This is a genomic window from Actinopolymorpha alba DSM 45243 (assembly GCF_000373925.1).
Lineage (GTDB): Bacteria > Actinomycetota > Actinomycetes > Propionibacteriales > Actinopolymorphaceae > Actinopolymorpha > Actinopolymorpha alba.
Genome location: NZ_KB892707.1, coordinates 244,860 through 267,517, shown reverse-complemented (window position 1 = coordinate 267,517; position 22,658 = coordinate 244,860). Strand labels below are relative to the sequence as shown.

Below are 22,658 nucleotides of genomic sequence, written 5' to 3'. Positions count from 1 at the left end.
CACCCCACCGCACGGCGGGTGCGGCGCGTCGCGCCCTCGGGCGTGCCCACAGCCCTACCCGAGCTCCGGCTCGGCCGGCCGGTGGAGCAGGAGGGCCTCGACGTCGGTCGCCGCACTGTCGCCGTACGCCTGTGCCAGGCGGGTCAGGAACGTCGCCGGCAGGAGGGCGTACTCCTGCGTCCCCGTCGTCTCGATGACGTGGGTCGCGAGCAGACATCCCACCTGTGCCGCCCGCTCCATGCTGAGGCCCCAGCCGATCCCCGCGAGGAAGCCGGCCCGGAAGCCGTCGCCGACGCCGGTCGGATCAGCCTTGCGCTCCTCAGGCGGGCAGCCAACCTGGATCGGCGGCTCCCCCTTGCGGTCGATACGGACCCCCTTGGCACCCAGTGTGGTGATACGGACCTGGACGCGGGAGAGGATCTCGTCGGCGGACCAGCCGGTCTTCTGCTCTGTCAGAGCGGCTTCGTACTCATTCGAGAAGAAGTACGTCGCACCGTCGAGGAGCGACCGGATCAGGTCACCATCGGACCAGGCGAGCTGCTGGGACGGGTCCGCGGCGAAGGCGTACCCCTTGCTCTGGCACTCCTCGGTGTGCCGGACCATCGCCGCCGGATCGTTGGGGCCGACCACCACCAGGTCGAGCCCGCCCATCCGGGCCGCGACCGGAGCCAGCTCGATCTGACGGGCCTCGGCCATCGCACCGGTGTAGAAGGTCGCGATCTGGGCGTGCGTCGAGTCCGTCGTACACACGAACCGCGCCGTGTGCTTGAGCTCGGAGACGTGGATGCTGTCACAGTCGACGCCGTGGCGTTCCAACCACGCGCGGTAGTCGTCGAAGTCCTGGCCCACGGCGCCGACGAGCACCGGCCGCAGGCCGAGGCAGGCCATGCCGAAGGCGATGTTGGCCGCACAGCCGCCGCGCCGCACCTCGAGTTCCTCGACCAGGAAGGACAGCGAGATCTTGTCGAGCTGGTCAACAACCAGGGAGTCGCGGAACTTGCCGTCGAACGTCATGAGATGGTCGGTGGCAATCGATCCGGTGACCGCGATTCGCACAGGATGCGCCCTTCATGTGGGTACGTGGTGGGACGGAACGGTGAGGCGGCGGGTCTGGCCACGCCGGCCGGTGCCATGGACAACCTGGTCCTCGTCATCCGGGCCAACCGGGGTGCGGCCACCATACCCAGGCAGCGGGCGCGACCGGGACAACCGGCAGCTCAGTGTGGCGGCCTGAATGACCACGTATACGTGGTCATTGCATGCCTCACATGGTGTCGACACCACGTGAAGCTGGTAATGACCACGTATACGTGATCATTCAGCGAGCGCCGCAACCCCTCGGAACCCGCGTTCAGGCGACCGCGTCTCACCTGGCGTACGTTCCTTGAACTGTCGGCGATCGACCTGCTGGAGGCAGCCATGAAGCCTCGCGCCACCCATCTCCTCAGGGCAGCCGCGCTCGTGTCCGCCGGCCTCCTGCTCATGTCGTGTGGCGCGGAGGTGACCGTCGGATCCGGGGGTACGCCCGAGCCGTCGGCCACCGCGTCCCCAACTGAGGCGGGCACGCCCACGGGCTCACCCACCGCTGGGCCGGTCCCTTCCGAGTCGGACAAGAAGACGGTTCCGGGCATGCCGCCCGCCGCGCCGCCGGATGACGGGACCTGGTCGCCGCTGATCCCGATCAGCGCCGTGACCGGAGCCAAGTCAGGCCAGACCCTCACGGTCAGCTACACACTGTCGACCCCGTGCGCCCCTGGCCTCCGCGAGGCCAAGGTCGACCAGCGTGCTGACGCCGTAACCATCTCGCTCCACCGGCGCAAGCCCCAGCCGTCTGACCAGAAGCTCAGCTGCGTCCAGGTCATCCAGGACAAGTCCACGACGGTCCGTCTTGACCGCCCCTTGGGCGACCGGACCGTCGTCGACGGCTCCTCCGGCAAGGTGGTCAAGGTCACCAGCTGACCCGTCGCCATCGCCCGTCGGGTGGAGGGACCCCTTCACCCGCGCTCGTGGCCGAGGGGCCCCGCCCAGGAAAGGACCGGCGCCACCATCGACGCCGGTCCAGACCGCGACGTTCAGGAACCAGACCAGGCAGGGCCGTCGGGGAAGCGGAACCGCTCCAGCGCCTCGGGCCGCATCTGCGCCGAGAACCCCGGCACGTCCGGCGCGACGTACGCGCCGTTCCGGATCACCGCCGGGTCGACGAAGTACTCATGCAGGTGATCGGCGAATTCCACGACCCGGTCCGGTGTGTGGCCCGCCACCGCCACCTCGTCGAACATCGCGAGGTGCCGCACCATCTCGCAGAGCCCGACTCCACCCGCGTGCGGACATACGGGTACGCCGAACTTCGCGGCCAGCAACAGGATGGCGACGTTCTCGTTGACGCCACCGACCCGGGCCGCGTCCAGCTGGAGGATGTCGATCGCCCCCGCCTGCAACAGCTGCTTGACGACGACGCGGTTCTGGGCGTGCTCGCCGGTCGCGACCTTGATCGGCGCGATGCCGTCCCGGATGGCGCGGTGGCCGAGCACGTCGTCAGGTGAGGTGGGTTCCTCGACCCACCACGGGTCGAACTCCCGCAGCTGCCCCACCCAGGACACGGCGTCGGCGACGTCCCAGCACTGGTTGGCATCGACGGCGATCCGGATCTCCGGTCCCACGGCCTTGCGCGCCACCGCCAGCCGGCGGCGGTCGTCGTCGAGGTTGTGGCCCACCTTGAGCTTGATCTGCCGGAATCCCTGCGCGACGGCCTCCCGGGCCAGCCGCTCGGCGGTCGCGTCGTCGTACCCCAACCAGCCCGGTGTGGTGGTGTACGCCGCCAACCCCTCGGCGCGGAGCCGGCGTTCACGGTCGGCGCGACCGGGTTCGGCCTTCTTGAGCAGGTCGAGCGCCTCGTCGGGGGTCAGCGCGTCACTCAGGTAGCGCCAGTCGACCAACCCGACGATCTCGTCCGGCGTCATGTCGGCCAGCAGCTTCCAGACCGGCTTGCCGGCGCGCTTGGCGGCAAGGTCCCAGACCGCGTTGACGACCGCCCCGATCGCCATGTGCATGATGCCCTTCTCGGGGCCAAGCCAGCGAAACTGCGAGTCGTAGACGAGTTCGTGGTAGACGCTGCCGAAGTCGCCGCAGATCGCCTCGACGTCCCGCCCGACCAGGGCCGGAGCGAGCGCGCGGATCGCCGCGCACTGGACCTCGTTCCCCCGTCCGATGGTGAACGCGAAGCCGTGCCCCTCCGGACCGTCACTGGTCCGGAGCACGACGTACGCCGCGGAATAGTCAGGGTCGGGGTTCATGGCGTCCGAACCATGCAGACCCAAGGACGTAGGGAACCGCACGTCATGGACGTCGACTGCAACGACTTTCGTCACTCGGTCTCCTTCGAGCGCAAGCTGGAGTGCGCGACACAGCACGGCGGGCTGCGATCGGCGTACGCATCACAACCCTCTGGATGCCCACCCAGTGTCGCCGGTCCCGGACCCCTTCGAGGCCGCGGTGGACAAAATGGGCCAGCCGTGGCGGACACTAGGATCCGGTGTCAGCGTTCCGCCCCCAGCGCGGCTTCGCCACGCCCCACCACCCCCTAGCGTGCCACCAAGCCGAGAGGATCTCGCATGACGTTTCCACGGTCCACCCAGCGGCACCGGCTGGGTCGAAGCGACGTCGAGGTCACCCGCCTTGGCCTTGGTACGGCGCCGTTGGGTGGTCTCTTCACCCACGTCGAGGACGACGTGGCCGCCGCGGTGGTCCAGGCGTCGCTCGACGCGGGCCTCACCTACGTGGACACGGCACCGCTCTACGGCCACGGCGTCTCCGAGCGCCGGGTGGGCGCCGCGCTGGCCGATGCCGGCCGCTCGTCGTACGCGCTCTCGACCAAGGTGGGCCGGCTGATCGTGGACAACCCCGACGGTGCGTCCGACGGCTACGCCGACGCGCCACCGTCGGAGGCGATCTACGACTACACCGCTGACGGGATCCGGCGGTCGCTGGAGGAGAGCCTGGAACGCCTCGGCATGGACGCGGTCGACATCGTCTACATCCACGACCCCGACGACCACGAGGAGGCGGCGCTCACCACCGCCTACCCCGTCCTCCACGAGCTGCGCGCACAGGGCGTCGTCGGAGCGATCGGTGTCGGCATGAACCAGTCGCGGATACCCACGAGGTTCGTCAGGGAGACCGAGATCGACGCGGTACTCCTTGCCGGCCGCTACACCCTGCTCGACCAGTCGGGTGAGGCCGACCTCCTACCCGCCTGCCTCGACCGGGGCACCTCGATCGTGATCGGTGGCGTCTACAACTCCGGCCTCCTCGCGGACCCGCGCCCGGGCGCGACGTTCAACTACGTCGAGGCTCCGGCGGAGCTGGTCGCGCAGGCGCAGAAGCTCGCCGACATCTGTGCGGAGCACGGCGTTCCGCTCAAGGCGGCGGCCATCCAGTTCCCGCTCGCGCACCCCGCGGTCGCCACCATCCTCACCGGCGCCCGGAGTGTCGCGGAGCTGGACGAGAACCTCGCGATGATGGAGTACGCCATCCCCGACACGCTCTGGGACGAGCTAGCCGCAGCAGGGGTGCACCGCTATGGCCACTGAGCCCGGATCCGGTACGCCCGGCAACGCCAGCGAACTCGCACCGGCCCGGGTCGACGCCCATCATCACGTCTGGGACCTCACGGTCCGGGCCGAGCCGTGGATCACCGGCGCGGCGATGGCACCGATCAACCGCAGCTTCGGGCTCACCGACCTCGCACCCCACGTTCAGGCGGCCGGGATCACCAGCACCGTCCTCGTCCAGACCCTGGGTGAGATCGCGGAGACGCGGGAGTTCCTGGCACTCGCCGCCGCCAGCGACCTGGTGGGTGCCGTCACCGGATGGGTCGACCTCACCTCCGCGTCGGTTGCCGAGGACCTGGCGGCGCTCGCCGAAGCGCCGGGCGGTGACCACCTCCGCGCCATCCGCCACGGCGTCCAAAGCGAGGACGATCCCGCCTGGCTCTGCCGCCCTGACGTCCGTCGCGGCCTGCGGGCGGTGACCGATGCCGGACTCCGGTACGAACTCCTCACCATCCCGGTCCAGCTGCCCGCCGTCCAGGCGACGGTCGCCGACCTGCCGGAGACGTCGTTCGTCCTCGACCACTGCTCCAAGCCGGCGATCGCGCGCGGAGAGCTTGCGCCATGGGCGGACCAGATCCGGACCCTCGCGGGCCACCCGAACGTCAGCTGCAAGCTGTCCGGCCTCGTCACCGAAGCCGACTGGGCCACCTGGGACGTCGCGAGCCTGCGCCCGTATGTCGACGTCGTCCTCGAGGCGTTCGGGCCCGACCGGGTGATGTTCGGATCCGACTGGCCAGTCTGCCTGCTCGCCTCGTCGTACGGCGACTGGACAATGGCCGCGGAGGAACTCACCGCCCACCTCACGACCACCGAACGCGCGTCGATCTTCGGCGGCACCGCCCGGCGGTTCTACGCCCTCCCCTGAGCGAGCCCCGCGGCCCAACTCGATGTCGTACCGAAACATCCCTGGTGTAGAACTCCGCCCATGACCTACCGCATCGGCATCGCTGGGATCTCTACCGAATCAAGCACGTTCGCACCGCACCGGACCGCGCTGGACGACTTCCGGGTCGTCCGGGGTACGGACCTCACCGACCGCTATCCGTTCCTGACCGACTGGCACCTGCCCGGTCAGCCGGACGTCGAGTTCGTTCCGCTGCTCCAGGCCTCGGCACTCCCCGGTGGGCAGGTGCTTCCCGAGACCTATGACGCGCTCGAGACGGAAATTCTCGACCGGCTGCGCGCGGCGCAGGCCGAGGCGCCGTTCGACGGGTTCTACTTCGACATCCACGGTGCGATGGCCGTGGACGGGCGGCGGGACGCCGAAGCTGGGCTCGCGGCGAAGATCCGCGAGCTGGTCGGCCCCGACTGCCTCATGTCAGCGTCGATGGACCTGCACGGTCAGGTCTCCCGTGACCTCGTCAGCACCCTCGACCTGCTCACGGCGTTCCGCACGGCGCCGCACATCGACTACGTCGAGACCCGTGAGCGGGCCGTCCGCAACCTCGTCCACTGCCTCACCGAGGGCATCCGTCCGGTGCGGGCGTGGGTACGCGTGCCGGTGCTCCTGCCTGGTGAGAAGACCAGCACCCGGGTCGAGCCTGCGCAGTCGATCTACGCCTCGCTGGAGGAGACCGAACGCCTGCCCGGCGTGCTGGACGCCGCGCTCTGGGTCGGGTACGCCTGGGCTGACGAGCCCCGTTCCGCCGCCACCGTCGTCGTCTCAGGCACCGACCGCGAGGTCGTGACGGCGCAGGCCAACCGGATCGCTCGCGCCTGGTGGGAGGCCCGCAACGGCTTCGAGTTCTGTGCGCCCACCGGTCCGGCTGACTGGTGCATCGCGGAGGCCTTCGAGTCCGACCAGCGGCCGTTCTTCGTCAGCGACTCCGGCGACAACCCCACCGCAGGCGGATCCAACGACGTCGGCTGGTTGCTCGGAGAACTGCTCGCCACGCCGGCCCTGGCGTCCGGAGAACGCACGGCCATCTGGGCCAGCTGCGTCGCGCCGGAGGCGGTGCGGACCTGCGTGGAGGCCGGCGTTGGTGGTGAGGTGACCGTCGAGGTAGGCGGCGTCTTCGGTGGCGGCGACCCGGTGACCCTCACCGGACGGGTCACCCATGTCGAGCGTGACGACGCGGTGGGCGGCGACATCGCCGTCGTCAGGTCCGGCGGAGTCTCGGCGGTGCTCACCAGCCGGCGCAAGCCCTTCCACTACGTCTCCGGACTGGAAGCCCTCGGCCTCGACCCGGCCAAGCACGACCTGACAGCGGTCAAGATCGGCTACCTCCAGCCCGACCTCTACCAGGCGGCGAAGGGTTGGGTGCTGGCGCTCACACCGGGCGGTGTCAACCAGGACCTCGGCGCGCTTGAGTACCAACACGTCGTCCGCCCGGTGCATCCGCTGGACGCCGACCTCGCGGACCCCGACCTCACGCCGGTGGCGTTCGGGTAGGAGATCCGCCGCCTGGCGGCTTGGAGGTCGCGCAAGGAGTGCGCGGACTTCCCTCAGTGCGACCTCATGCGGGAATCCCCAGCAGGCGCGGCACATTCCGCACCTCACGCGGCAACTCCTCACGACGCACACGCCATCACGACCAGACGCGCGAGATGACGACGAGTTTTGAAGAAGATCATTTCGGGGAAGTGGCCCACGTTCCGCGCGGGGCGTGGACTCTTTCCCCGAAGTGATCTTGGTCTGGGTTGAAACTTGCTCACTATGCGGGATCGCCCACCGAGGCTGCGATGGCTTGGCGGAGGAGTGTCGGCTTAGAAGCCGAGACACCTCCGCCAAGTCGCCTCCCGCTACCTTCACGACGCCGCGACCTGAGCTGTCCGCTTCCGGCATCGTTGATCAACTCCACCGCCTGCGCCGGCGCTCCAGATCCTGCGGAGGCACAGTCTCGTCACCTAAGGTGGGATGACTGTTCGGTACCGTGCCCAACCCGGTGGCTCAAGTGCTCTGGGTGGGGTGTGCCCTCGCGGCGCCGGAGACCGGCGAAACCATGACCCGGTCGGGGCGGCGCGGCCCCGCCGGACGGGAGCGGCATGGTCGGCTTGCGACTGGATGACTTCACCGTCGCTGGTGTGTGTACGACGCTGGATCTCGACGTACCCGCGGGCACCGTACGCGCCGCCATCGTGCGTCACCAGCAGGCCGTCCACGACTTGGCGAACGCCGTTGTGGGGTTGACGAAACCCGCCCGCGGGATGGTCCTCGTCGACGACACGCATGTCGGCGAACAGCACACCGACCACCGGCGGAGGCGGCGCCACCGGTTGACCAAGCGCGGTAGCAAGCACTGCCGGATCCGGTTGGTCCCGGCGAGCGGCGGCCTGATGCCCGAGCTCGCGCTCCTCGGCAACATGCTGCACGCGCAGTGCCCAACCGCGCGGATCTCGCAGCCGCTCGCCGCGGCGATGGTCTCGGAAATCGCTTCCTCGTGCGGACTGTTGGGCCTGCTCGACGCGTGTCCCGAAGACCTCGACCCGACCGAACGCCGGCTCGCCGGTCTCGCGCTCGCCCTGGGCTGGGAGCCCAGTGCCGTCGTCCTCGAAGACGCCGCGGGCCTGCCCACCTGGGACGCCGTACTCGACCTGCGGCGCCGGCGGCTCGGCCTGGCGGCGTCCGCGGATCCTTCCGCGCTCTTCACCGACGTGGCTGTCCTCCTCATCACCACCGACGCCGCCCGGGCCCGGGAGCTCGACGACGACCCGATCGGGCTCGAGCCGCAGGGCATCGAAGGGCTCGGCAAGGCGTCCGGTCGCGGCGGTGTGCCCGTTGGTTGACCCACGACCTCCCGGGACCAGCTCTCCGGACGCGGGCCGCGCCACACCCGGCAGCAGTCGGCGTACCCTCCTGCGCGGCGCGGCGCTCCTCCCCCTCGCCGCCAGCCTGCCCGGCTGCTCGCTCGCCACCGACCTGGTGAATCCGGGGCCGGGCGTCAAGGTCGCGGTGAGCTGGAGCGCCGACGAGCTCGCGGCGTTCCGGCGGGTCCTCGGCCGGCTGGACTCCCTTCCTGGCTTCAAGAAGCGGAACTACCGGGTCGATCTGGTCCCGCTGGGAGACGACATCTCCTACGCGCTCACCGGGCGTGGCGCGGGCCGACTCGACCTCGTCATGCTCCCGCGCCCGGGTCTGGTCGGCGAGAGCTTGGACTCGCTGCAACCTCTGTCGCCTGGCCTCTGGCAAGAGGAGGGCGGTCAGCCGCGATACTCCGCGGGCTGGCGGTCGCTGCTGTTCCACCGCAACCCTCGGACGGGCGAGACCCTCCCGTACGGACTGCCGTTCAAGCTCGCGCACAAGTCGCTGGTCTGGTATCGCACGGATCTGTTCAAACGCCACCGGCTCAGCCCTCCGGAGACGTGGCAGGACTGGCTCGGGATCAACGCGAAGCTGATCGAGTCGGGTGTGGCGCCGCTCGCGCTCGGCGGCGCTGACGGGTGGATGCTCACCGGCTTCTTCGAGAACGTCCTGCTCGGACACTCGCCCAGCGCCTACGACCAGCTCAGCGCGGCGAGCGCACCGCGCCCCTGGGACACCGCGGACGTGCGGGCCGCCTTCCAGCTGCTCGGGCAAATGTGGGCACCGTCTCGCGCCCTGGCCGGCGGGGTGCGTAAGTCACTGGTACAGCAGTTCCCAGACGCGGTGCTCGAGGTCTTCCGCTACCACCGGGCCGCCATGGTGGTCGCGCCCGACTTCGCCGAACCCATCGTCGACCGCTTCGACCTGAGTCGACGGCGGGCCTCCGACGACGTCGGCATCTTCGCCTTCCCCGCGCTCGACTGCGGCCAGCCGCTCGTGGCCGGCGGCGATGTGATGGTTCTGACCCGTCCCGCCAGCGAGCAGGCGAAGGACCTGCTGGCGAGGCTCGCGAATCCGTCCGCACCGCTGGAATGGATGCGGGCCGGCGGCTTCATCGCCGCCGACCTCCGAGCCTCCCAGGACGGCTACTCCAAGGAGATCGAGCCGTTCGCGCGGCAGGTCCACACAATGCCGTTCCACTTCGACCTCGCCGACCAGTTGGGCGCGGTGGGATCCAGCGAAGGGCTCTTTCGGGTGTTGCAGGACTTCCTCGCGGAGGTTGGTGACGGGCACGCCGAGCGGATCGAGGCCGCCACCGACCGTGCGATCAAGGCGCTTCTCGCCGTCGAGGACGCGCAGTCCGGCGACAACGCCCGCGAGGTGGAGCGCCGCGATCTGGTGCGGAGCCAGCGCGCGCGGGGAATCAACGGCTGCGACGGCGGGAGCCCTGATGGCTCTTGAGACGCACCGCGGCCTGCGCCTCGAAGTCACCGGCCGGGCGATGAGCGGACGGCTCGTGTCGGGCGGGCCGCCACGGCGGATCCTCAGATACCTCCTCAGTCTTCCGGCCGCCATGGTGCTGGTGCTGCTCGTCGCCCCGATGGTCCGTACGACGATCTGGGCGTTCCGCTCTGAGGAGTGGTACGGCCTCGGAAACTTCGTCGCGATCGTCACCGACCAGGCGTCGTCGCGGGCGCTCCTCCACACCGCCGTCTGGGTGGCGGTCGTGGCCGCACTGGTGATCATCGCCTTCTGGCTCGCGGTGATGAGCCGGCGGGTCGAGCGCTGGTGGCTCGCGTTCATGGGGATCCTGGTGCTGCCCTTTGGCGCGTCGGCCCTTGCCTCGGGAGCGGCGTTCCGCCTGATCTTCGACCCGACGCCCGAACGCGGCACCGTGAGCGCGATTGTGACCGCGGTCTTCAACCAAAGCCCGCCGGTCTGGCTCGGCCCGACCCTGATCTGGTTCGTCCTCGTGTCGGCGTTCGCGTGGAGCTGGCTCGGCTTCGCGGTCTCGTTGTTCCGTGCCGGCCTACGGACGGTCCCCGAGGACGTCCTGCGCCGCGCCCTGGTCGAGAAGAGTGCCGGTCCGCGACTCTGGGCCATCGTAGGCCTGCTGAAACCGGTCGGCGGGATCATCCTCCTCACCCTGGTGGTCGCGGCCGCCCGGCTCTTCGACCTCGTCCTCATCGCCACACCGGGACCCATGCAGGACGAGGTGGACACCGTCGCGTTGCACTGGTGGCGCCTCACCGCCAAGTCCGTCGATCCGGGCCGGCCGGCGGCCCTCGCGGTGGCGTTGTTCTGCGGACTGGCCGCCTTGGCTCTGCTCTTGAGCCGGGCCATGGGGCGTCCGCGCCGCGTACCCAAGACCCCTCCGTGGTGGCGGCGCGCGGACCCGCCGGGACGTCCCCGGGCCCGCCGCTGGAGCGTCGTGGTCGGCTTCGTCGTCTGCCTGCTGTGGGCGTTCCCCGTCCTCGTGCTCGTCGCCACCGCGCTGCACAGCCCGTCAGACGCGGGGGCCGTCGGCTGGTGGAACGCCGGCGTTGACGGCCTGTCCTTCGAATCGATCCGCCAGGTCTCCGCCGCCGGCCTGGTCAGCTCGCTCGCCTCCACGCTGGCGGTCGCCCTCGGCGCCACCGCCGTCCTCGTGGTGGTGACCGTCTTCGCGGCGCCCGCGCTCGCGATCACGGTGCCGTCCCAGGTCGCGAAGGTCCTGGTCGCGTTCCTCACCGTGCTGTCGGTCGCTCCGGTGCAGATGTACGTCGTACCCCTGCGGGAGGCTTTCACCGCCCTCGGCCTGGCTGGTTCGCGTTTGCCGTTGATCGTCGTTCACGCGGCGGCCGGGCTCCCCCTGGCCGTCCTGGTCGTACGGGCCGCCCTCATCTCGGCGCCCGACAGACCGGCGCTCGACGCGCTGCTCGGGCAGACCGGCCCGCTCACCGGACTCCGGCGGATCTGGGATCGCGCCGGACCGGCCCTGGTCGCCATGGCAGTTCTGGAGTTCGTCTCGGTCTGGAACGACTTCGTGATCAGCTTCTTCATCAGCGGGCCCGGATCGAGCCCGCTGACCCTGGTGCTGTGGGGCGAGGCCCGGCAGTTCTCCGCCTCGGCCGGCACGGTGGCCGCGAGTGCGCTCCTCTCGGGCCTCGTTCCTGTCGTCGTCCTGCTCGGCACATGGCGGCGCTGGGTGGTGCCGGGACTGACCGGAGGACTCCTCAGGTGAGCGCGCCCAATGACCCTGCGCCGGACGCTTCGCCGGCAACCGCACCGACAGGACCGGCGACGCCCACCACACCCGCCGCGCCGCCCGGAGGGCCGACCGCTCCGGCGCCCGGAACAGGTGCAATGCCCGGACCGCCGCCGCTGGCGCAGCAGCGCACCCCGCCGCCAGCGGCGCCACCGGCCGCACGGGTCCTCATCGAACCCCGGTCAGGCATCGTGCGCAACGCCTTCGTCGGTGGCGCCGCGCTGGCCGGCATCTTCCTCAGCGGTCTCGCCTCCGACCTGCTGGCGGGCGTCCTCAGCGGCAGCGAGTACCTCGGCCCGATCAACCAGCTCCTCAACGTCCTGGGGATCGCGATCTTCGCGCTCCTCCTCGTCATCTGGGGCGTCGGCCGCTACCTGGCGCACCGCCGTGGCGACGCCCGTGACCTGGACGCCGACCTGGTCGCGCCCGGCCCGCCCGTACGCCCGTCGTGGTTTCGCGCGAGGCCGGCGCTCCATGGCCGTGACGACGCGGTACGCCGGGCCGTCGACCTGGTGCTCAGCAACGGTGCCGTCGCGGTCACCGGTCCGCCCGGAAGCGGGAGTTCCGCCGTCGTCGCGGCGGTGGTGCACAATCTCATCGCCCAAGGACACGCGGAACAGGCCAGGACCGCGCCGTTCGACCTCAGAGGCTGGTCGACGCTGTCCCCGGACGACGGGCCGACCATCGCCGCCATGCTGCTCGCGGTGTACCAATCGGCCGAGCCATCCGGCGAGGACCCACCTGCCCTGGCCGCGGCGGCCCGCCGGCTGCTCCAGAAGCTGTCGGAACCACCCGCCGTACTCGTCCTCGACAACGTCGCGCGCCCGGAACAGGTCGCCTGGCTGATCCAGGAGTGGACGAAAGCCGGCAACCACCCGCTCCTCGTCGTCGCGGGCGGGCCGGGCGTCGGAGCCGCGTTCCCCGGCGGGTCCGTGGAGCTGGACGACCTCGCACCTGCTGAACTCCACCGGATCTGGCGGGACCAGCTCAACGCGCATACGGACCGGTCGCAGGCCGCGGCCGACGACGCGTCCACCTCCGTGGAGTGGACGAGCTCCACCAATCAGTGGCTGGGCGACGTCCTCACGGTCTGCGGCGGTCGGCCGGGCGCGGTGCACGACCTTGCCCGCGAGGTGACCCGACCGGGCAGTCACTGGACGCCGCTCGAGCTGCGCGACTTTCTGGCGCGGACGAGTCCTGGCGTCGATCCGATGGAGCGGGTCTGGGAGGCGATCCTCTGGCGTACCCGCGACAGCATGTCGAGGAAGGCGCGCCTGCTCGCGCGGGCACTCGCCGACCTACCCGTCGCCGAACTCACGGTCGAGGCGATGGAGGCGGTCCGCCACGGACTCGACGACCTGGCCGAGTCCCTCGACCAACCCGACGGCACCGCCCCCGAGGAACCAGCCAGGCCACCCGACGTCGACGTCATCGATCCGCTCCAGGAACTCGGACTCCGGAGCGTCGTACGCACCTCGAGCGTGGGTCGCTACCGCATGCCGGCGGAGGTCCGGCGAGCGGTCGCCCGCACCGAGTTCCCGGAGGACCGCCGTACCGCCGTACGCGCGGCCCTCCCGTCCCTCGTCCAGCGGTACGCCGATCTCGCCGACCGGTGGGTGATGCTGCTCGACGACGCGACACACGCGGTGTCGGCACGGCGCTGGTTCCAGACGGAGGAGCCCCCGCTGCGTGCCCTGGCCACCGTCGACTACACCGCGCAGGCCACCGACGACCGCAAAGGTCCGCTCCTTCCGCTGATGCTCGACGACCTCGCCCGTCTGGCGGACGCGCTCGACAGGTGGTACGTCAGGCAGCACCAGACGTTCGGGGCCGACCTCGTGCACGCCATGATGGTGGCGTTCGCGGAGGACACGGACCGACCCGATCTCCGGCGACTGGCCGCGACCAGGCTCGCCGCGGTCCGTCGCGCGGCTGGGGACCATGACGGGGCCCAGCACACCCTCCATAAGGTCGCTGGCCTGCGCCGCCGCCCCGACCGGACCAGCTGGGCTTTGCGCGCTCGCCACCATCACGAGCAGGCGCTCCTCCGCCTGGCCCGAGCCGAACATGCCGACAATCCCACGGCCGCGGGCACCGAACTCGCCGAAGCCGAGCGCGCGCTGCAACGCACCTGGGTGCGGCTTCCGCGTAAGGACATCGCCGGCGAGGTCACGACCCTGTTGTCGATGGCCGTGGTCTACCTCCGCCAGGGCCAGCCCGATCGCGCGCTCGACCGGCTGGATCTCGCCGAAACCCGTGCACAGGAAAGTAACGACACCGCGGGCGAGGCGCACGTGACCGAACTCCGTGGGATCGCCGCGTGGATGCAGGGACGTGCGCCGGTGGCCGTCGCGATGTGGCAGCGGGCCTGGACGCGGTTCGCCGAACTCGCCGACCAGCATGGTGAGGCACGGTGCCTGCAGCACCTCGGATCCGCGGTGCTCGTCGCGCCGGACCTGGCCGGCCTCCTCCTGGCGGACCAGCGGCGGCCCCTCGACCAGGTGACGGCCGTCCAGCACGCGCAGGCCTGGCTTGAGCGCGCGGAGCGGCTACGCCCGGGTCACGGCGCCTCCTCCCTCACCGAGCGGTATCTGCGGGAGGCGCGGGCTCGCGGCTTCCGCGCCAAGCAGACACCCGAACCGCTCGAGGAGGACCTGCCGGCACGCCGGGACTCCGACACCCGGTCACGCCGTCCGGAACGGCTCCTCACCCGGCTGATCACGGCGCTCGGTCAGCGGCTGCGATGAGCGGACCGCCGCTACCAGCCGGAGGGCCTGTGGCGGCCCTTCTCCCCGATCCTCCGCGTCGTCGCGGGTAGCCGGCCGGTCGCTGCGTCCATACTCGACTTCGTGACTCCCCCATCGGCCGACCACGGCGACTCCCCCGACCCCGCCTCTTCCACGGACGTCCAGATCATCGAGGGCCGCATCGAGCCGGGCGCGCCGGACTGGGTGTACGTACCGGTGGAGGTCTCGTCCGGAGTCCGTGAGATCTCCGTCCGCTACAGCTACGACACCCCGAGTCCGCCGCCGGGACGACCCGGCAACGTGCTCGACATCGGCATCTTCGACGAACGTGGCCACGACCTCGACGCCACGACCGGCTTCCGCGGCTGGTCGGGTGGTGCCCGCGACTCCTTCAGCATCAGCGCCACCCACGCGACGCCCGGATACCTGCCGGGTCCCGTCAACGCCGGCATCTGGCACGTCCTGCTGGGCCCCTACACCGTCGCGCCACAAGGACTGGCGTATCGCCTGGAGGTGACGCTGCACCGGGGCACACCGGGGCGGGCGTTCGTACCCTCCCACGCGCCACGACGCGCGAATGGCCGGGGACGGGCGTGGTACCGCGGCGACCTCCACCTCCACACGGTGCACTCTGACGGGCACTGGCAACCCGAGGAAGTTGTCGCCGCCGCGCGGTCAGCCGGGTTGGACTTCATGGTGTCGTCCGAACACAACACCCCCTCCGCCGCCGGTATCTGGGGGCAGCATGCCCGCGACGACCTGCTGATCATCGACGGCGAGGAGGTCACGACCCGCAACGGCCACTTCGTCGCGGCCGGCCTGCCGCCGGGCACCTGGATCGACTGGCGTTACCGCGCGCTGGACGGCGTACTCCCCCGCGTCCTCGACGAGATCCACCGGCACGACGCGCTCGCGATCGCCGCGCATCCGTACTGTCCCTTCGTGGGGTGCGCCTGGAAGTTCGGCTTCGAGGGCTTCGACGCGGTGGAGGTCTGGAACGGCCCTTGGACCCCCGACGACGAGGTGTCACTTCGCCAGTGGGACGCCGGGCTCGTCGCGACGGGCGGCCACTGGCTGCCGGCGATCGGAAGCAGCGACTCCCACCACGACGGCCAGACCATCGGGCTCGGGCAGACGGTGGTGCTCGCGGACGACCTCACCCGGGACGCGATCCTCGCGGGCGTCCGGGCGGGTCGCAGCTATGTCACGGAGTCGTCAGCGGTCGAGTTGGCGTTCACGGCGGCTGGTGGCGGGCGCTCGGCGGGGATCGCTGAACGCCTGGACGTCTCGGAGTCCGACGAGGTACGCGTGGAGTTGGCGGTACGCGGAGTGCCGGGTGGTTTCGTGCGTTTCGTCACCGACGAGGGAGCACTGGCGCAGCTGGCCCTTCCTGACAGCGGCGACGGAACCATGTCCTGGACGACGACCGCCGCCGTCTCGAAGTACGTCCGCGCGGAGGTACGCCGGATGCCCGACGTCCCCGCGCCGTTCGAGCCGATGGTGGCCTTCACGAATCCGATCTTCCTCGGAGCTCTCGAGCGCGGCCGCCCGTGATCACCTGTGGGACCCAGGGAGCAGTGGAGCATTTCAGGTACGCCGCGCCTGGAAAAGCTCCACTGCCTCGCAGAAACCCGCCCCAATCGTGGCCGCAGCCACGGCGAAGTTGATCAACGGTCCCTGGTCTGGCACGCGAAACGGTCCACGAATCACGCGATTCGTGGACCGTTTCTCACTGATCGTGAACCAGTCGCAAGCCACCAGACCCGCAAGGCGGTCGCCAGCCGGCGGTACGACCCGCGACACTCATGTCCGCGACAGCAGACGTGAGTCCGCCCCGGGTATCGACCTCAGTGGAAGTATCGACCTCAGTGGAAGGAGTCGCCGCAGGCGCAGGAGCTCGTGGCGCTCGGGTTGTCGATCGTGAAGCCCTGCTTCTCGATGGTGTCGACGAAATCGATCACCGCGCCCGTGAGGTAGGGACCACTCATCCGGTCGACGACGACGCCCACGCCGCCGAACTCGCGGACCTGGTCACCGTCGAGCTCGCGCTCGTCGAAGAAGAGCTGATAACGCAGCCCCGAACACCCGCCCGGCTGCACAGCGAGCCGAAGCCGGAGGTCGTCTCGCCCCTCCTGGTCGAGGAGGTTCTTGACCTTGGTCGCCGCCGCGTCCGTGAGGACCACACCGTCGGCCTGTTGTGTCTGCTCGGTCACGTCGCCCTGAATCGTCATCCGTCGGACTCCCGTGGTCATCCCGTTGCGGTCATGTCTGCTGGCTCAACGCCCGCGACTGCACCGACATTCCGATGCACCGCTCCATGTTCGCACAGCTTCGGCGTCCGGAGTATCAGCGGGACCAGGTCCGCGCGACCCGCTGGGCGAGCGCGACGAGACTGTCCCGGGGCTTGTCGAACGCCGCCTCCCGCCCCACGAGATCGACGAGGGAATAGGCGGATTCGACCCCCATCGTGCGCATTTCACGCGATCCGACGAGGACCTGCCCCGCGAGGACCACGCACGGGCGAAGGGCCGTTGTCGCGACCGCCGCCACGCCTGACACGACCTTGCCGCTCTTGGACTGGAAGTCGAACGCGCCCTCGCCGGTGACGACCACATCGGCCTGGCCCGCGTGCTCCGGCAGGCGGACCGCATCGACGATCGTCTCGATGCCCGGCACCCGCCGGCCCCCGAGCAGCAGCAGCGCGTATCCGAGCCCGCCGGCGGCCCCCGCGCCCTTGGCGTCGGCGAGTGGCCGGTCGGCCAGGTCGGCGAACCGCTGCAGCGCGGCGTCGAGGACGACCAGACGTTCCTGTTCGACACCCTTCTGCGGTCCGAAGATGTTCGTCGCGCCCCGCAGCCCGAGCAGCGGGTTGTCGACGTCGCTCGCGGCGAGTAGCTCGACACCGGCCAGGCGTTCGCGGGCGGGCGCGAGGTCAAGAGCGGTCAGACCGGCCAGCGCGGCCCCACCCGTGGTGAGCCCGTCCGCCGGCTCCACGCGCGCCCCGAGAGCGGCCAGCATCCCAGCGCCCGCGTCGTTGGTGCCGCTGCCCCCGAGCCCAACGACCAGCCGGCGCGCCCCGGCGTCGATCGCGGCCGCCACCAGCTCACCCACACCGAAGGTGGTGGAACGCTCGGGTTCGCGGCGGTCTGGGGGCACCAGGGCGAGGCCACAGGCCTGGGCGGATTCGATGTACGCCGTTCCGTCGGTGAGGAGCAGCGTCGCCGGCGTGGGGTTCCCCAGCGGGCCGGTCACCGTGACGGCGAGCAGCTCACCGCCCAGGGCGGTGTGGAGTACGTCGACGAAGCCGGGTCCGCCGTCTGACATCGGGACCGTGATCACCTCGTCGGCCGGTGCCTGCGCGCGCCAGCCGTCGGCCATCGCCTCGGCTGCCTCAACCGCGCTCAGGGTGCCGGCGAACTTGTCAGGAGCGATGAGTACGCGCACGGCTGACATCTTCGCGGGTCGGGCCGCCCAACCGCCACCCGGCGTCCGGCGTACGGCGTACGGCGTACGGCGCCGACCGTCCCCGAAGGGTGACGATCACCCGCGCGGCCGGGTGGGGCGCGCGGTCGCGGTGAGCCGCTAAGGTCGCACCGTGCTCATCCGGCCGATGCGTGACGACGACATCGCCGCCGCGCGCGGCCTCACCCACGACGCCCTGGAGATCGTTCGTGCGACCACGCGACCGCCGGGCACTCCCGGCCCGCCGCCCGGTCCGCCCTCACCGTCGTGGAGTGGCCTGTGGACGCGGCGAGCCAAGCACTTCCTCCAGCATGACCCTGACGGTTGCTGGGTGGCCGACCGCGATGGTGAGGTCGTGGGAGTGGCGCTGTCCCTACGCCGCGACAAGCTCTGGGGGCTTTCGTCGTTCTTCGTCCGGCCCGACCAGCAGGGCGCCGGGATCGGCACGGCCCTCCTCGACGCCGCACTCACGTACAGCCAGGGCTGCCTGCGCGGCATCATCATCTCGACCGGCGACCCGCGGGCTGCCCGTCGCTACCGCCTGGCCGGGTTCACGCTGCACCCGACGATCCGCGCCAGCGGGACCGTCGACCGGCGTGCCCTTCCGGTCGTGGACGGCGTACGCGAAGGCAGCCCCGGCGACCGCGACCTCTGCGACTCCGTCGACCGGCAACTCCGGGGGGCGGCGCACGGGGCCGACCATGAGTTCCTCGGGAGCGAGTTCGGCCTGCTCGTCTGCGACACTCTCACCGGCAGCGGCTACAGCTACGTCGACGACGCCGGCTCGCCGGTGGTCCTTGCCGCGACCACCCGCAAGATCGCCCAGCGCCTGCTCTGGTCCGCGCTCGCCAGGTCGCCGGAAGGCGCGCAGGTCCACATTGACTTCCTCAGCGCCGCGCAGGAGTGGGCGGTCGACGTCGCTCTCGCCGCCGGGCTCCCGCTGCGGCCCGAGGGCTACCTCTGCCTGCGACACATGCGTCCACCGGCGCCGTACATCCCCTCCGGCGCGTTCCTCTGAAACCGCACTGAACCCGGGCCGCCTGGCTCCCTCCCCACCGCGAGCAGCGGCCACCCGAGGCGCACCCAGCGCGCTAGAGGCCGGGCGCACCCCACACGGGGAACCATCGGGACAGGTCATCCTCGACCCGCAGGTCGTTGGTGATCAGGCCGCGGGTCTGCAGCTCGACCCCGTTGTCGCGACGTTCACCCGCCAGCGGCGCGAACGGGTAGAACGTGCCGCGTTTGTAGAGATAAACCAGCGCCAGCCGTTGCCCGTCAGAGTCCTGGAACGCGACCAGCGAGCACAGCAGCGAAGGCCCGAACCCAGCCGCCTCCAGCGAGGAGTTGACCGCGTGCAGGTCCGTGACGAGGCCTGACATGTCGGACGGGTCCTTACGGCACACCAGCCAGGTGAAGCCGTAGCTGTCCTGGACGCGCTCGACCTTGGGTCCCTGGTCGGCGTCGAGCAACTCCTGGATGTCGGCCTGGGTCGCCGCGAACGCCCCACCCTCGGCGGCGCGGTAGCACACCGAGCCGACCCCGGTCGGCCGGTAGGCAGTGGCCGCCTCGAGGGTGAGTGCGGCCTGCGGGAGTCCGAACAGCTGGTCGAGGTCAGGCTTCTTCGGCTGGCTGCGCCCGAGCAGTGCGTCGAGGAACTTCATGCCGGCAGCCTCTCAGAGTGGCGGGCGGAATACACGATCATCATCGACGGCGCGGCCCCGCACCTTCTCCCGTTGGGGGTCAGGGCGGGTGCGGGGCGCCACCGGCGTACCTCGTGCCTCTGGTCGGTCAGATCATCGGCTTACCGAGCTCGGCGCTCACCTGCGCCAGCCGGGCCAGCCGCTGCTCCGTCGGCGGGTGGGTCGCAAGCAGGTTGCCGAGCGACTTGCCAGCCGCCGCCGGCGCGAAGAAGAACGCCTGAGCGGGCTGGGCGCGCCGGAGGTCCTGCGTCGGGATCTGCGCGATGTCACCCGAGATCTTGGTCAGGGCGGACGCCAACGCAGACGGCTGACCGGTGAGGTAGGCACCGGCCCGGTCTGCGGCGAACTCGCGGTAGCGCGAGAGCGCCCGGGTCAGCAGGAAGCTGATCACGTAGACCACGATGCTGGCCAGCCAGACCACCGCGAAGACCACGGCGGCGTTGTTGTCGCGGCTGCGGCCGATGCCGGAGTACATCCCGAACCGCGCGATGAGCCCGGCGAGCACGCCGAGGAACGACGCGATCGTCATCACCGCGACATCGCGGTGCGCCACGTGGGACAGCTCATGCGCGAGGACGCCTTCGAGCTCCGCCCGGTCGAGCCGGCGCAGGATGCCGGTGGTCACGCAGACGACGGCGTTGTTGGGGTTACGGCCGGTCGCGAACGCGTTCGGCATATCGGTGTCAGCGACAGCGACCCGGGGCTTCGGCATGTCGGCCATCGCGCAGAGCCGGTCGATGACGCCGTGCAGTTCTGGTGCCTCTTCGGGCGAGACCTCGCGGGCACCCATCGCCGCCAACGCGATCTTGTCGGAGAAGAACCACTGCACCACCAGGAAGCCGGCGGCAATGATGATCACCCAGGCCCAGCTGAGGCCAGCGGCGATCAGCCCGGCCATCGCGCCGACGTACAGCAGGCCGAGAAGGAACATGACCAGGACCATGCGGGAGGTCAGACCCCGGTCGGGGAGGAACCGTGTGCGAGCCATCTTTCATCGCTCCTAATGAGTCACTTCATACGACGACGCGCGAGCGCCCAAATGTTCCCGGCGCTCGCGCGTACGGCGTATGAGTTGGCCACCCACTGTGCCCTGGTTTCTGTGGTTATCCCGGGATAAGGCCCTCTTCGCCGAGCAACTCCTTGACCTCTTCGACCGTGGCGTCCTCAGGAGGGAGGAACAGGTCGGAGTGTTCCAACGAGTCGTCGGGGAGCTTCGTCCCCACCGCGCGGACCTTCGACAGCAGCGCCGTCAGCGCCGCCCGGAAGGCCTCTTCGTCGCCCGCATTGACCGCGGTCTCGAGGGTCCCGTCAAGCTCGTTGAGGGAGTCAAGGTGCTCGTCGGCGACCTTGAGCTGCCCTTCGCCGAGAATTCGGACGATCACGATCCCTCACCTTGCCTCTGCGGCTGCTCCTGCGTCGGCTGGGCCGACGGCTGAGCGGGAGGAGCGGCCTGGTTTGGTGCACTCTGGCCCTCGATCTGCCGGGGTGCCTCCGTGCTGCCACCTGCGAGCTGGGCCTTCATCGCGGCCAGCTCACTCTCGACGTCGTTGCCCGACGCCATCCGCTCCAGCTCCAGCGAGATGTCGTCCCTGCCGGTGCCCGTCACGTCGTCGAGCGCACCAGACGCCAGGAGCTCGTCGATCGCACCGGACCGGGCCTGAAGCTCAGCGGTCTTGTCCTCAGCCCGCTGGATGGCAAGGCCGACGTCGCCCATCTCCTCGGAGATACCGGAGAACGCCTCACCGACGCGGGTCTGGGCCTCTGCCGCGGTGTAGGTCGCCTTGATGGTCTCCTTCTTGGTGCGGAAGGCCTCGACCTTGCTCTGCAGACGCTGAGCGGCGAGGGTGAGCTTCTCCTCCTCGCCCTGGAGCGTCGCGTGCTGGGTGCCGAGGTCGGCGACCTGCTGCTCGACCCCAGAACGGCGGGTGAGAGCCTCGCGGGCAAGATCTTCACGGCCCATGGACAGCGCCTTCTGCGCTTGGTCCTTGAGCTTGGCGGACTGTTGCTGCAGTTGGTTCATCTGCAGCTCGAGACGCTTACGGCTCGTCGCCACATCCGCGACGCCGCGCCGAACCTTCTGGAGCATCTCCAGCTGCTTCTGATACGAGTAATCGAGGGTCTCGCGCGGGTCCTCGGCGCGGTCCAAGGCCTTGTTGGCCTTCGCGCGGAAAATCATCGCGAAGCGGTTGAGAATACCCATCGAGGTCGGCCGCCCCCTTCATCTCCAGGCCGGTCGTCTTTAGTGATTCCTGTGCCGGGGTCGGCACCGGACGGCGTGTATGCGATCACCCTATTCCGGAGAGCTAGCAAGGGCGACCCCGCCTCCCCGGCCTGCCAGAGGGAGACGAACGCGGTGGGCGCGACCGGCGCCCGGCTTCTAGGGGACCCCGTGTCCGCGCAAAACGCAAGCATCACCGCTGCGTCACGCCTCGGCAGTCCGCTCAATCCCCCACGAAAAGTACCCCGAGCCACGCGGACCAGGCAGCGGGAGTCGTACGCACATTTGCCAAGCCGTTACTCTTTGGAGCGTGTTCCGACGCCGTACGACGATCGAGCCCCCCGCGGCCGAGTCCACTGAGCCCACCGCCGAGGCGAAGGGCGGAGGCAAGGGCCGTCCGACCCCCAAGCGCCGCGACGCCGAGCAGGCACGCAAGGCCAGGGTGTCAGCTCCGCGTGACCGCAAGGAAGCGCTCCGGCAACAGCGGGAGAAGTCCCGTGCGGAACGCCTGAAGGTCCAGCAGGCGATGGCCACCGGAGACGAGCGCTATCTCCCGGCCCGCGACAAAGGACCGATCCGCCGGTTCGTGCGCGACTTCATCGACGCCAGGCGTACGCCGGCTGAGTACCTCCTGCCGTACTTCCTGGTGCTCTTCTTCGCCATGACGATCAACGTGCCGCTGATCCGCACGGTCGGCACCCTCATGTGGATCCTCGCGATCGTCATCGTTCCGATCGACCTGATCTTCCTCGCCCGCCGGCTCAAGAAGGAGTTGCGGGAACGCTTCCCCAACGAGAGCCACCGCGGTGCGGTGTCGTACGGCGTGATGCGGGCGACGCAGATCCGGCGGTTGCGCCTCCCGAAGCCTCAGGTGAAGCCGGGTCAGACGATCTGAGCGGCTGTTACCCATCGGGGCGATGAGTCCCGGTGTC

General features: G+C 70.2%; 20 protein-coding genes. 12 read left to right on the top strand and 8 right to left on the bottom strand.

What is annotated here, in order from left to right; all coding sequences use genetic code 11:
• Positions 1 to 54 precede the first annotated feature (54 nt).
• Positions 55 to 1,056 (bottom strand): carbohydrate kinase family protein, encoded by a 1,002-nt coding sequence (locus B141_RS0101170; RefSeq protein WP_020573334.1) that lies wholly within the window; start codon positions 1,054 to 1,056, stop codon positions 55 to 57.
• A 363-nt stretch (positions 1,057 to 1,419) separates the two neighbouring features.
• On the opposite strand from B141_RS0101170, the gene B141_RS0101165 reads away from it, so the two are divergent.
• Positions 1,420 to 1,959 (top strand): RAD23 family protein, encoded by a 540-nt coding sequence (locus tag B141_RS0101165; protein WP_020573333.1) that lies wholly within the window; start codon positions 1,420 to 1,422, stop codon positions 1,957 to 1,959.
• Between the two features lie 113 nt (positions 1,960 to 2,072).
• On the opposite strand, the gene B141_RS0101160 is transcribed toward B141_RS0101165, so the two are convergent.
• On the bottom strand, positions 2,073 to 3,368 hold the full coding sequence (locus B141_RS0101160) for an enolase C-terminal domain-like protein (RefSeq protein ID WP_020573332.1): 1,296 nt from the start codon (positions 3,366 to 3,368) through the stop codon (positions 2,073 to 2,075).
• 243 nt (positions 3,369 to 3,611) lie between these two features.
• Here B141_RS0101160 and B141_RS0101155 point away from each other — a divergent pair, with 243 nt between their 5' ends.
• The 8 genes from B141_RS0101155 (at position 3,612) to B141_RS0101120 (ending at position 15,900) form a co-directional block, all read left to right on the top strand.
• On the top strand, positions 3,612 to 4,589 hold the full coding sequence (locus B141_RS0101155; protein ID WP_020573331.1) for an aldo/keto reductase: 978 nt from the start codon (positions 3,612 to 3,614) through the stop codon (positions 4,587 to 4,589).
• The gene (locus B141_RS0101150) at positions 4,579 to 5,475 is read left to right on the top strand and encodes an amidohydrolase family protein (RefSeq protein ID WP_020573330.1); all 897 of its coding nucleotides are present in this window, start codon (positions 4,579 to 4,581) and stop codon (positions 5,473 to 5,475) included. Before B141_RS0101155 ends, B141_RS0101150 begins: the two co-directional genes overlap by 11 nt.
• Before the next feature lie 60 nt (positions 5,476 to 5,535).
• The gene (locus B141_RS0101145) at positions 5,536 to 7,002 is read left to right on the top strand and encodes a M81 family metallopeptidase (protein WP_020573329.1); all 1,467 of its coding nucleotides are present in this window, start codon (positions 5,536 to 5,538) and stop codon (positions 7,000 to 7,002) included.
• Between the two features lie 593 nt (positions 7,003 to 7,595).
• Complete coding sequence (locus B141_RS45195) at positions 7,596 to 8,336, top strand: hypothetical protein (protein ID WP_020573328.1); 741 nt, start codon at positions 7,596 to 7,598, stop codon at positions 8,334 to 8,336.
• The gene (locus B141_RS38355; RefSeq protein ID WP_202805611.1) at positions 8,329 to 9,813 is read left to right on the top strand and encodes an ABC transporter substrate-binding protein; all 1,485 of its coding nucleotides are present in this window, start codon (positions 8,329 to 8,331) and stop codon (positions 9,811 to 9,813) included. Before B141_RS45195 ends, B141_RS38355 begins: the two co-directional genes overlap by 8 nt.
• A complete protein-coding gene (locus B141_RS0101130; protein WP_020573326.1) occupies positions 9,803 to 11,575 on the top strand; it encodes a hypothetical protein in 1,773 nt (590 codons plus the stop codon). Before B141_RS38355 ends, B141_RS0101130 begins: the two co-directional genes overlap by 11 nt.
• Positions 11,576 to 11,697: 122 nt before the next feature.
• Positions 11,698 to 14,346 (top strand): tetratricopeptide repeat protein, encoded by a 2,649-nt coding sequence (locus B141_RS0101125; RefSeq protein WP_026256788.1) that lies wholly within the window; start codon positions 11,698 to 11,700, stop codon positions 14,344 to 14,346.
• A gap of 102 nt (positions 14,347 to 14,448) precedes the next feature.
• Positions 14,449 to 15,900 carry a CehA/McbA family metallohydrolase gene (locus B141_RS0101120; protein ID WP_020573325.1) on the top strand — a complete coding sequence of 484 codons (1,452 nt, stop codon included), beginning with the start codon at positions 14,449 to 14,451 and terminating at the stop codon, positions 15,898 to 15,900.
• Between the two features lie 311 nt (positions 15,901 to 16,211).
• On the opposite strand, the gene B141_RS0101110 is transcribed toward B141_RS0101120, so the two are convergent.
• Both B141_RS0101110 and B141_RS0101105 read right to left on the bottom strand, forming a co-directional pair.
• Positions 16,212 to 16,577 carry a HesB/IscA family protein gene (locus B141_RS0101110; RefSeq protein ID WP_020573323.1) on the bottom strand — a complete coding sequence of 122 codons (366 nt, stop codon included), beginning with the start codon at positions 16,575 to 16,577 and terminating at the stop codon, positions 16,212 to 16,214.
• A gap of 115 nt (positions 16,578 to 16,692) precedes the next feature.
• Positions 16,693 to 17,799, bottom strand: coding sequence for a glycerate kinase family protein (locus B141_RS0101105; protein WP_237742589.1), 1,107 nt, complete (start codon positions 17,797 to 17,799; stop codon positions 16,693 to 16,695).
• Here B141_RS0101105 and B141_RS48915 point away from each other — a divergent pair.
• Complete coding sequence (locus tag B141_RS48915) at positions 17,777 to 17,932, top strand: hypothetical protein (protein ID WP_157180725.1); 156 nt, start codon at positions 17,777 to 17,779, stop codon at positions 17,930 to 17,932. The genes B141_RS0101105 and B141_RS48915 overlap by 23 nt on opposite strands.
• Positions 17,933 to 17,941: 9 nt before the next feature.
• Complete coding sequence (locus B141_RS0101100) at positions 17,942 to 18,826, top strand: GNAT family N-acetyltransferase (RefSeq protein WP_020573321.1); 885 nt, start codon at positions 17,942 to 17,944, stop codon at positions 18,824 to 18,826.
• Positions 18,827 to 18,899: 73 nt separating this feature from the next.
• Here the strand turns inward: B141_RS0101100 and pspAB are convergent, their stop codons facing one another.
• From pspAB to B141_RS38350, 4 genes are all read right to left on the bottom strand, one after another.
• Complete coding sequence (gene pspAB / locus B141_RS0101095) at positions 18,900 to 19,469, bottom strand: PspA-associated protein PspAB (RefSeq protein WP_020573320.1); 570 nt, start codon at positions 19,467 to 19,469, stop codon at positions 18,900 to 18,902.
• A gap of 127 nt (positions 19,470 to 19,596) precedes the next feature.
• The gene (htpX, locus tag B141_RS0101090; protein ID WP_020573319.1) at positions 19,597 to 20,496 is read right to left on the bottom strand and encodes a zinc metalloprotease HtpX; all 900 of its coding nucleotides are present in this window, start codon (positions 20,494 to 20,496) and stop codon (positions 19,597 to 19,599) included.
• 115 nt (positions 20,497 to 20,611) lie between these two features.
• On the bottom strand, positions 20,612 to 20,890 hold the full coding sequence (gene pspAA, locus B141_RS0101085) for a PspA-associated protein PspAA (RefSeq protein ID WP_020573318.1): 279 nt from the start codon (positions 20,888 to 20,890) through the stop codon (positions 20,612 to 20,614).
• A complete protein-coding gene (locus B141_RS38350) occupies positions 20,887 to 21,708 on the bottom strand; it encodes a PspA/IM30 family protein (protein WP_020573317.1) in 822 nt (273 codons plus the stop codon). The genes pspAA and B141_RS38350 overlap by 4 nt, the downstream gene beginning before the upstream one ends.
• A gap of 328 nt (positions 21,709 to 22,036) precedes the next feature.
• On the opposite strand from B141_RS38350, the gene B141_RS0101075 reads away from it, so the two are divergent.
• Positions 22,037 to 22,621 (top strand): DUF3043 domain-containing protein, encoded by a 585-nt coding sequence (locus B141_RS0101075; RefSeq protein WP_020573316.1) that lies wholly within the window; start codon positions 22,037 to 22,039, stop codon positions 22,619 to 22,621.
• Positions 22,622 to 22,658: the final 37 nt, after the last annotated feature.

Excerpts from the sequence above, each read along its gene's own strand:
- B141_RS0101165 (WP_020573333.1), top strand. The coding sequence starts at position 1,420 with ATGAAGCCTCGCGCCACCCATCTCCTCAGGGCAGCCGCGCTCGTGTCC.
- B141_RS0101155 (WP_020573331.1), top strand. The coding sequence starts at position 3,612 with ATGACGTTTCCACGGTCCACCCAGCGGCACCGGCTGGGTCGAAGCGAC.
- B141_RS0101150 (WP_020573330.1), top strand. The coding sequence starts at position 4,579 with ATGGCCACTGAGCCCGGATCCGGTACGCCCGGCAACGCCAGCGAACTC.
- B141_RS0101145 (WP_020573329.1), top strand. The coding sequence starts at position 5,536 with ATGACCTACCGCATCGGCATCGCTGGGATCTCTACCGAATCAAGCACG.
- B141_RS45195 (WP_020573328.1), top strand. The coding sequence starts at position 7,596 with ATGGTCGGCTTGCGACTGGATGACTTCACCGTCGCTGGTGTGTGTACG.
- B141_RS0101130 (WP_020573326.1), top strand. The coding sequence starts at position 9,803 with ATGGCTCTTGAGACGCACCGCGGCCTGCGCCTCGAAGTCACCGGCCGG.
- B141_RS0101125 (WP_026256788.1), top strand. The coding sequence starts at position 11,698 with ATGCCCGGACCGCCGCCGCTGGCGCAGCAGCGCACCCCGCCGCCAGCG.
- B141_RS0101110 (WP_020573323.1), bottom strand. The coding sequence starts at position 16,577 with ATGACGATTCAGGGCGACGTGACCGAGCAGACACAACAGGCCGACGGT.
- B141_RS48915 (WP_157180725.1), top strand. The coding sequence starts at position 17,777 with ATGAGTACGCGCACGGCTGACATCTTCGCGGGTCGGGCCGCCCAACCG.
- B141_RS0101105 (WP_237742589.1), bottom strand. The coding sequence starts at position 17,799 with ATGTCAGCCGTGCGCGTACTCATCGCTCCTGACAAGTTCGCCGGCACC.
- pspAB (WP_020573320.1), bottom strand. The coding sequence starts at position 19,469 with ATGAAGTTCCTCGACGCACTGCTCGGGCGCAGCCAGCCGAAGAAGCCT.
- htpX (WP_020573319.1), bottom strand. The coding sequence starts at position 20,496 with ATGGCTCGCACACGGTTCCTCCCCGACCGGGGTCTGACCTCCCGCATG.
- B141_RS38350 (WP_020573317.1), bottom strand. The coding sequence starts at position 21,708 with ATGGGTATTCTCAACCGCTTCGCGATGATTTTCCGCGCGAAGGCCAAC.